This window comes from Eggerthella sp. (assembly GCF_048329335.1).
Lineage (GTDB): Bacteria > Actinomycetota > Coriobacteriia > Coriobacteriales > Eggerthellaceae > Eggerthella > Eggerthella lenta.
This window is the reverse complement of sequence record NZ_DBFEGU010000142.1, coordinates 1-8,953: the sequence shown is the minus strand read 5'-3', so window position 1 is coordinate 8,953 and position 8,953 is coordinate 1. Positions and strand designations below refer to the sequence as shown.

Here is an 8,953-nt window from a genome sequence, read left to right as displayed (position 1 = left end):
GTTGGGGAAGGCTCCTTGCGCGTTCGGGGTCGCCATCGTCTTTAAGCACCGCCCCCTGATGTATACTGCGGTCATTCAAATTTTGTTTGAATAGTCGGCGGAAGGCGAGGGCGTTATGGGGCGGGCGATGGATCAGGTGTTGCTGCAGGAAGCGGTCGATTTGGCGCGCAAGCTTTGGCACGCGTACATCATCGAGCCTTCGGACGAAAGCGTTCAATTCATCGTGGACACCATGGATCCGCAGAACCTCTCGCTCATCGGCACAGGAAAGCACGAGCTCTATGTCAACCTCGAGGCGTTCTTCGCGGGACTCGAGCGCGATCAGGAAGAAGCTCAGGACATCACCTTCGAGATCCTCGACGAGTACTACGAGCCGCGCGCCATCGGCGAGGACACCTGCATCGTGTTCGGCACGTTGTGGGCGCGTGAGCGACCCGACCGTCCGAAACCGTTGCTCGTGGAAATGGACACGCGTTTCACGCTGGTATTCCGTCGCGAGGGCGACCGGTGGCTGCTGGTGCATCTGCATCATTCCACGCCCAACGTCGATCAACGGCGCGAAGAGTACTATCCGAAAACGGCTACCGAGCAGGCGAACGCCGCTTTGGAGTATTCCAAGGCTATGGAGCGCCGCGCCGAGCTCGATTCTATGACCGAGCTGTTGAACCATGCCGCGTTCGAGAAATATGTGGCAGCGGCGCTTGTCGAAGGCGGCGAGGGCAGCGCTTTCTTCATGATCGACCTCGACAACTTCAAAACGGTGAACGACACGTTGGGCCATCCTGAAGGCGACCGGGTCATCCAAGAGTTCGCCGACGTGCTGTTGCGCGTCTTCCCGCGCGATGCGCTGGTCGGGCGCATGGGAGGCGACGAGTTCGCCGTGTTCTCTACCTGCCCGCTTTCGGTAGAGGAAGCCCAATGCAAAGCGTGCGAGCTTATCGAGGCATGGGGATCGCATTCTGCTTCGCGTGCCGTAGAGCTGGGATGTTCGGTGGGCATCGTGCGCGTTGTGCGAGGCGAGACGTTCTTCGACCTCTACCGCGCCGCCGATTGCGCTCTGTACGCCAGCAAGGACAACGGAAAAGGCTGCTACAGCTGGTGATCGCCGTCGGCACTGGGTCGCATGATAGCCGGTGCCGAACCGCCCTGCGCGCTGGTTCGTCTTGTCGTTCTGGCCAGAAATCGTAAGGCCGATGTCGGAGCATCATCGCCCCAAAAACACGCTTCACGCGTTGAGGCGTGTTTTTGGGGCGATGATGCTTCCCGGGGAACTTGCGGGTTTGCAATCGCACGCCCTTCGCCTAGAATAAACGCATGGAACTCGCGAACGACAACGACATCCTCTCCTTCCCAGCCGTGGTTTCGGCGGGTCGATGGCTTTAGCTTCAAGACTCGCGCCCGCGGGCTTGAAGCATCCTCATATCCGGTAGAAGACCATCGTCCCAGAAGGGGATCATCATGCAGCTTACCAACGACCAGTTCGCCCTCATCAAGCAGCAGTTCGCCACGCTGAAGGAGCGCTCGGCGTTTTACGCCGCCAAGTTCGAGGGCATCGACCTCTCCGATGTGCAAACCCAGGAGGACTTCGAGAAGCTTCCGTTCTCCGAGAAGGACGATCTGCGCAACGCCTATCCGCTGGGCTTGCAGGCCGTGCCCGACGAGGAGATCGTGCGCATCCACAGCTCCAGCGGCACCACGGGCACGCCGGTCATCATCCCCTACACGCAGCAGGACGTCACCGACTGGGCCATCCAGTTCGCACGCTGCTACGAGACGGCGGGCATCACGAACCGCGACCGCATCCACATCACCCCCGGCTACGGTCTGTGGACGGCTGGCATCGGCTTCCAGCTGGGCGCCGAGCGCCTGGGCGCCATGACCATCCCGATGGGGCCGGGCAACACCGAGAAGCAGCTGCGCATGATGCAGGACCTCAAGTCCACCGTGCTGTGCGCCACCAGCTCCTACGCGCTGCTGCTGGCCGAGGAGATCGCCGAGCGCGGCATCCGCGACCGCATCTGCCTGCGCAAGGGCGTCATCGGTTCCGAGCGGTGGGGCGACAAGATGCGCCAGCGCATCGCGGGCGAGCTGGGCGTGGAGATCTACGACATCTACGGCCTGACCGAGGTGTACGGCCCTGGCATCGGCATATCGTGCGACGAGCATCACGGCATGCACATTTGGGACGATTACGTGTACGTGGAAGTGGTCGATCCCGACACCGGCGCGCCCGTGCCCGACGGCGAAGTGGGCGAGCTGGTGCTGACCACGCTGCGCAAGCAGGGCGCCCCGCTCATCCGCTACCGCACGCACGACCTCACGCGCATCATCCCGGGCGACTGCACGTGCGGCTTCGGCCATCGCCACCCGCGCATCGACACGCTGACCGGCCGCACCGACGACATGTTCAAGGTGAAGGGCTGCAACATCTTCCCCGCCCAGGTGGAGGAAGTCATCGCCGCCACCGACGGCACGTCCAGCGAGTACCAGGTGATGATCGAGAACATCAGCGGCAAGGACGTGCTCACCGTGTTGTTCGAAACCCCGCTGCAAGACGAGGCGAAGACGCGCGCCGAGGAGGAGCTGGCCCTCATCTTCAAGGCGAAGTGCGGCTGCACCCCCGATGCCAAGGGCGTCCCCATGGGCGAGCTGCCCCGCAGCGAGAAGAAAACGAAGCGCATCTTCGACAGCCGGTACTAGTCGCAAAGCGGAGCTTTCTCGTACGTGGAGGGAGGCACCCTGACGGGCTGCCTCCCTCTTTTTGCGCGCGAACCGCCTTCTTTGGTGCAAGCTAGATGATGCGGAAGCTTCGGATGCCTTCCGGATGTTTCACGTGAAACATCCGTTCGGCGGCGGAGGGGGATTTGCGAACTTTTTGCATGATGGAGGCGCTCCACTATGGTAGAGTATGCGCATGCATTCCGCGAAGGGACATACCGCCGTCGAACAGCGCTGGCAGCTTCAGCTCGCCGTCGCGGCTGTGTGCCGCTCCCTCGCTCCGCGTCCCGCGGACTCGCTTGTAACGGTATTCGCCGCGCAGCCGGCTTCGCCCCACGCGTCCCACGCCGCCGTGACGACCAGCGCAATCGACGCGGTCAGCGCTGTCGCCCATCGTGCGGCCGACGCCTCTGACGCGCCCCTGGCCGGTCGAACCGCCTACCGTGCCGTTTCCTATTATTCCTATCGATACCTCTAGCACATGGGTTTGCCCGTGGTGCTTCGTCGGCGTCGTGCCGACGGGTGTTGCGTTCCGGCAAAGTCATGTGCGCCACCGCGCGGGCCCTTCCCGACGCGATGTTCCACGTGAAACAATTCATCGCATTGCAGTGCGACAAAGGAACAAATGTTTCACGTGAAACATCCGGTCGCGGAACACGAAGCAAAACGGGGCTCGCTTTCTTGGGGAAGAGCGCCCGCCGACGGGCGGCGCGCATGAATCGATAGGAAGACTCATGATCGAAAAGATATGCATGGTGCTTATTTTCGTCGGCGTGGCGGTGGGCGTCGGCATCTACTGCCGACGACACACCGGAAGCGTCGACGGGTTCATCCTGGGCGGCCGCAACGTGGGGCCGTGGTTGAGCGCGTTCGCGTTCGGCACCAGCTACTTCTCCGCCGTCATCTTCGTGGGCTACGCCGGTCAGTTCGGTTGGAAATACGGCGTGGCCGCCACGTGGATCGGCATCGGCAACGCCATCCTGGGAAGCTTGCTGGCCTGGTGGGTACTGGGCCCGCGCACGCGCGAGATGACGCACCGCCTGGGCGCGTCCACGATGCCCGAGTTCTTCGGCGCGCGGTTCCAGTCGAAGGGTTTGCGCATCGCGGCCGCGGCCATCATCTTCGTGTTCCTCATCCCGTACACGGCCAGCGTGTACAACGGCCTGTCGCGCCTGTTCGGCATGGCGTTCGGCCTGCCCTACGAGGTGTGCGTCATCGGTATGGCGGTTATCACCTGCGTGTACGTGGTGCTGGGCGGCTACATGGCCACGGTGATGAACGACTTCATCCAGGGCATCGTCATGCTGCTGGGCATCGTTGCCGTCATCGTGGCGGTGCTGGTGAACAACGGGGGCTTCACCGAGGCCCTCACCACGCTGTCGCTCATTCCCGCCGAGGGCAGCGAGATGGCCGGGCCGTTCGTCAGCTTCTTCGGGCCGAACCTGCCCGATCTCATCGGGGTCATCGTGCTGACCAGCTTGGGCACGTGGGGTCTGCCTCAGATGGTGCAGAAGTTCTACGCCATCAAAAGCGGTCCAGCCATCAAGCAGGGCGCCATCATCTCCACCGTGTTCGCCATGGTGGTGGCCGGCGGCAGCTACTTCCTGGGAGGGTTCGGCCGCCTGTACGGCGATCAGGTGGAGATGACCGCCGCAGGCACGCCGGTGTACGACTCTATCATGCCCACCATGCTGTCCACGCTGCCCGACCTGCTCATCGGCATCGTGATCGTGCTGGTGCTGAGCGCGTCCATGTCCACGCTGTCATCGCTGGTGCTGACGTCGTCGTCCACGCTGACGCTCGATCTGCTGAAAGACAACGTGGTGAAGAACATGAGCGAGAAGAAGCAGTTGGGCTACATGCGCGTGCTGATCGTGGTGTTCATCGTGATCTCGGCGGTGATCGCGCTGGTGCAGTACAACTCGTCCATCACGTTCATCGCGCAGCTGATGAGCATCTCGTGGGGCGCGCTGGCCGGCTCGTTCTTGGGGCCGTTCTTCTGGGGGCTGTACTCCAAGCGCGTCTCGCGTCCGGCTGTGTGGGCCAGCTTCATCGTGGGCGTGGGTCTGACCACGGGCAACATGATCGCCGGGTTCGTGGGCGCGGCGTTCATCGCGTCGCCCATCAACTGCGGCGCCATCGCGATGGTGCTGTCGCTGATCATCGTGCCGGTGGTCAGCTTGTTCACGAAGCGCGTTGAGTTCGAGGTCGACCCGCCGCACGTCGAGGGAGCCATCGACCGCGAATACGAGCAGGAGCTGGAAGCGGAGTAGTTCTGAGCCGAAGCTTCGAAACCTCTGTCGTCTCAAAGTCTGCGGGACGGCAGAGGGCGCTTCGCTCCAAGAACACGCTTCAGCGAACGAGGCGTGTTCTTGGAGCGAAGCTTGCATCTCGGAAGCCGTTTGCCGCCTGTGTCTCGCATGAAGCACCGGCTTGCTTCGCGAGCGTATCGCGCGAAGCGCTGGTCACGACCGCCTGTTTGGCGCATTGCGCCCGAAGAGGCTCCTTATCAAGGGTCGCGCTGTTCCGTCTGACGGTCTTCCGTGCAGCCCGTCGCGTCCCGGATGGCGAAAACCCATCGAATTCGGAAGCTATCGCGCGCGTCGCGCTTGTTCGGCGCGAGGTTCCGCGTAAGGTATCCTCTGCCACCAGGCATTATGCGGGAGGGGTTTCCTCAGCGCGGCTACGCCGCGGACGAAATTTCCGAATTCGATGGGTTTTCGCCATCCGGGGGAGCCTTCGACTGCGCGGATAACTCGGTGCGCAACGCTGCCGAGGGCGATGCGTCGAACCGGCCGGTTCGCCCGGGTGTTTCACGTGAAACACCCGTTCGTCTTGGGTGGTGGCACCGCGCGCCGTCTACGGCTCGCATCAGCGCGCCGCGCGATGGCTTGTGTGCTGTTGGGGGGGGGTTAGGGAGGATTCTCGTTCGACTCGCGACTCGGAACTTCCAGCCCCTGAGTACTCTGCGCTCGTTCCGTCCCTGCGTTCTCGCGCCCCGCGGGAGCGAAGGGGGCGGCGGCTCGCGTTCCGCGGTATACTGTCAGCCAGTATCGGCTCTCGTGAAAGCACGCGCATGATCTTCCAGCTTGTTCTCATATACTTTCCCGCGCTGGTGTTCGGGTTTCTGTTCGCCAAGAACTACCGCAAGGAACCGCGGCAGTTCCGCAACGCGCTGTACTTCCTGCTGCTGTGCCTGTTCGCGCTGTACGGGTTGTCCATCCAGTTCGATCTGCCGTGGCTGGTGCTCATCGGCTTGGCGGCCATCCCGTTCGGCACGGTGGCGCTGGTGGTGTTCCTGCTGGCGAACACGTTCGTGGTGGTGAAGCGCGAAGGCCTGTCGCTGTCGCATCTGCTGCCGGGCCTGCTGGCGCTTTGCATCGTCATGGCGTGCGTGGGAGGTCCGGTGCTGCTGTTCGTCCAGGCGCCGCCCATCGTGCTGGCGTTGGCGCTGCTGGTGTTGATGGAGGGCTCGTACGTGGCGTTCACGTTCGCGGCCCTGCTGCTGTATTCGTGGTTGTACCGCCGTCTGCCCAAGCGCCGCGATTACGATTACATCGTCGTGCACGGCGCCGGCCTGTCGGGCACGAAGCCCACGCCCCTGCTGGCCGCGCGCCTGGACAAGGCCGTCGAGCTATGGGAGGCCGACCACCGCCGCGCCGTCATCATCGCGTCGGGCGGCCAGGGCGCCGACGAGGAGGTGTCGGAAGCCGAGGCCATGCGCACGTACCTCGTCGAGGAGCGCGGCGTGCCCGCCGATGCCGTCATCGAGGAGAACCGATCCACCACCACGATGGAGAACCTGCGCAACTCCAAAGCCATCATGGACGCGCGGTCGGGCGCGGGCGCGTACCGCGCCGCAGTGGTGACCAGCGATTACCACGTGTTCCGCACGGCCGAGTACGCGCACAAGATCGGGCTGGCCGCCGACGGGGTGGGCAGCAGGACCGCGCGCTACTTCTGGCCCACCGCGTTCATCCGCGAATACGTGGCCGTCAGCAACGCCCACCGCTGGCCGTTCGTGGTTATCTTCGTGTTCTGGCTCCCTTTCGCCGCCATCGCGCTGTTCCAGCTGTAGAACGCTTTGCGCCCGCGCCCGACGTCGCACGGCCTAACGCGTCGCGCTCGCACTTGCGTCCGACGTCGCGCGGCTCGCGTTCGCGCTTGCGCCCGCGTCCGACACGCGTGGCTCCTCGCGTTCGCGCTTGCTCCCGCGCCCGGCGTCGCACGGCCCCTCGCGTTCGTGCTCGCGTGCTTCGTCGATCGAAAACATCGGCGTTTTCGCCCCCTCGGGCGCGCTTGTCCTTGTATACTTAGGAAACTGGTGCCGAGCGGCGGCGATTCGGCCTGCGTCCTCAAGCATCGCGTCGGGAGAAGCGCGGCGAGGGTGAAGGCGGAACCACGTGCATGCCGTTCGGCGAATAGCACGACGAAGGGGATCATATGGAAGGATTCGACCTCATCAGCACGGGGGTATGGTCAATCATACCGCCGATTCTTGCGCTGGGTTTGGCGCTGATCACGAAGGAGGTGTATTCCTCGCTGGCCATCGGCGTGTTCGTGGGCATGGTGATCTACCAGTTCTCGCTCAACGGCGTGGGCGTCGAGCCGCTGGTGGACTCGTTCACCATGGTGCCGCAGATGATGGCCGAGCAGATAGCCGGCAACGGGGCGCTGCTGCTGTTCCTTGCGTTATTGGGCGCGCTCGTGGTGGTCATCGCGGCCGCCGGCGGATCGCGCGCGTACGCCGAGTGGGTGTCTACGCACATCAAGAACGCGAAGATGGCGCAGATTCTCACTGCGGTGCTGGGCATCATCATCTTCGTGGACGACTACTTCAACTGCCTCACGGTGGGCGCGGTCATGCGCCCCGTCACCGATCGATTTAACATCAGCCACGAGAAGCTGGCATGGATCATCGACTCCACCGCGGCGCCTATCTGCATCATCGCGCCGGTGTCTTCGTGGGCCGTGGCCGTAGGCGGCTACCTGGGCGAAGGCGGTTTCACCACGTTCGTCCAGTCCATCCCGTACAACTTCTATGCGCTGCTCACCATCGTGTTCGTCTTCTTCATGTGCGCTACCAAGAAGGACTTCGGCCCCATGCGCGTTGCCGAGGCCGAGGTGCAGAAGCCGGCCGACCAGCAGCATCGCATTCCGTCGAAGGACAGCGCTCTCGAGTCGATGTCGACGGTGGGCATTTCCGATCCGAACGCGGCCGACGCGCTGCCGGCGAAGCTGGATACCATTGTAGCCGAGGAGGACGAGCTGGACGAGGCTGCGAAGGTGGCCGTCGAAGAGTTCAAGGGCATGGCCATCTCGGACAAGGGACGCGTGTTCGACCTGATCATTCCCATCATCGTGCTCATCATCTTCTCGATTCTGGGCATGCTGTACGCGGGCGGCTTCTTCCAGGGCGTCGACTTCGCCACGGCTGTGGGCGAGAACCCGGTGTTCGGCCTGTGCATCGGCGTGTGCGTGGCGCTGGTGGTGACGGCGGCCATGTTCCTGCCGCGCAAGCTGATGACGCTGTCGGGGTACATGGACGGCGTGGCCGAGGGCGTGCGCTCCATGGTGGGCGCCATCATGATCCTCGTGCTGGCATGGAGCCTAGGCGGCACGTGCCGCTACCTGCTGGGTACGGGCGAGTTCGTCAGCGGCTTCCTGAACAGCATCGGCGTGGGGCTGGCTCTGCTGCCGGTGGTCATCTTCGTGGTGGCGGCGTTCATCGGCTTCGCCATGGGCACGTCGTGGGGAACCATCGCGCTGATCCTGCCCATCGTGATCGGCGTGTTCCCGGCGCAAGATCCGCTGTTCCTCGTGGCCATCGGCGCCACGCTGGGCGGTGCGGTGTACGGCGACCATGTGTCGCCTATTTCGGATACCACCATTCTGTCGTCGGCGGGCGCGCAGTGCAACCACCTGCGCCATGTGGCTACGCAGCTGCCGTACGCTTCGGTGGTGGCGGCCGTGTGTCTGGTGGGCTACATCATCGCCGGCTTCACGGGCAACCCGTGGATCGCGCTCGTCGTGGGCGCCGTGCTGATGATCGCGGCTGTGCTGGTGCTGAACCGCTCGAAGTACGGGGCGGTGAAGGCGTAAGCGCGAACGCGGGCAAGCGAGCAAGCGAAGCGCAGCGAGCGCCCGGGACGGCCACTCCGCCCCGGGCGCTTTTTTGCGCCCGAAGCCGCCCTGTGTCGCCCGGCGTCGCTTGCGCCCAGCGTCGCTCCCCGCC

General features: G+C 63.9%; 5 protein-coding genes. All 5 read left to right on the top strand.

What is annotated here, in order from left to right:
• Positions 1 to 127: 127 nt before the first annotated feature.
• The 5 genes from ACMO6A_RS04370 to ACMO6A_RS04350 all read left to right on the top strand — a co-directional run bounded on the left by ACMO6A_RS04370 (position 128) and on the right by ACMO6A_RS04350 (position 8,820).
• Positions 128 to 1,102, top strand: coding sequence for a diguanylate cyclase domain-containing protein (locus ACMO6A_RS04370; RefSeq protein ID WP_227110588.1), 975 nt, complete (start codon positions 128 to 130; stop codon positions 1,100 to 1,102).
• A gap of 356 nt (positions 1,103 to 1,458) precedes the next feature.
• On the top strand, positions 1,459 to 2,700 hold the full coding sequence (locus ACMO6A_RS04365; RefSeq protein WP_086414123.1) for a phenylacetate--CoA ligase family protein: 1,242 nt from the start codon (positions 1,459 to 1,461) through the stop codon (positions 2,698 to 2,700).
• A 752-nt stretch (positions 2,701 to 3,452) separates the two neighbouring features.
• Positions 3,453 to 4,991 (top strand): sodium:solute symporter family protein, encoded by a 1,539-nt coding sequence (locus ACMO6A_RS04360; protein ID WP_086414121.1) that lies wholly within the window; start codon positions 3,453 to 3,455, stop codon positions 4,989 to 4,991.
• 803 nt (positions 4,992 to 5,794) lie between these two features.
• Positions 5,795 to 6,796 carry a YdcF family protein gene (locus tag ACMO6A_RS04355; protein ID WP_015759797.1) on the top strand — a complete coding sequence of 334 codons (1,002 nt, stop codon included), beginning with the start codon at positions 5,795 to 5,797 and terminating at the stop codon, positions 6,794 to 6,796.
• A gap of 365 nt (positions 6,797 to 7,161) precedes the next feature.
• A complete protein-coding gene (locus ACMO6A_RS04350) occupies positions 7,162 to 8,820 on the top strand; it encodes a Na+/H+ antiporter NhaC family protein (RefSeq protein ID WP_009305640.1) in 1,659 nt (552 codons plus the stop codon).
• Positions 8,821 to 8,953 lie beyond the last annotated feature (133 nt).

Bases quoted from the DNA above. Each gene is read 5' to 3' on its own strand.
- ACMO6A_RS04355 (WP_015759797.1), top strand. From the start codon at position 5,795: ATGATCTTCCAGCTTGTTCTCATATACTTTCCCGCGCTGGTGTTCGGG.
- ACMO6A_RS04365 (WP_086414123.1), top strand. From the start codon at position 1,459: ATGCAGCTTACCAACGACCAGTTCGCCCTCATCAAGCAGCAGTTCGCC.
- ACMO6A_RS04350 (WP_009305640.1), top strand. From the start codon at position 7,162: ATGGAAGGATTCGACCTCATCAGCACGGGGGTATGGTCAATCATACCG.
- ACMO6A_RS04360 (WP_086414121.1), top strand. From the start codon at position 3,453: ATGATCGAAAAGATATGCATGGTGCTTATTTTCGTCGGCGTGGCGGTG.
- ACMO6A_RS04370 (WP_227110588.1), top strand. From the start codon at position 128: ATGGATCAGGTGTTGCTGCAGGAAGCGGTCGATTTGGCGCGCAAGCTT.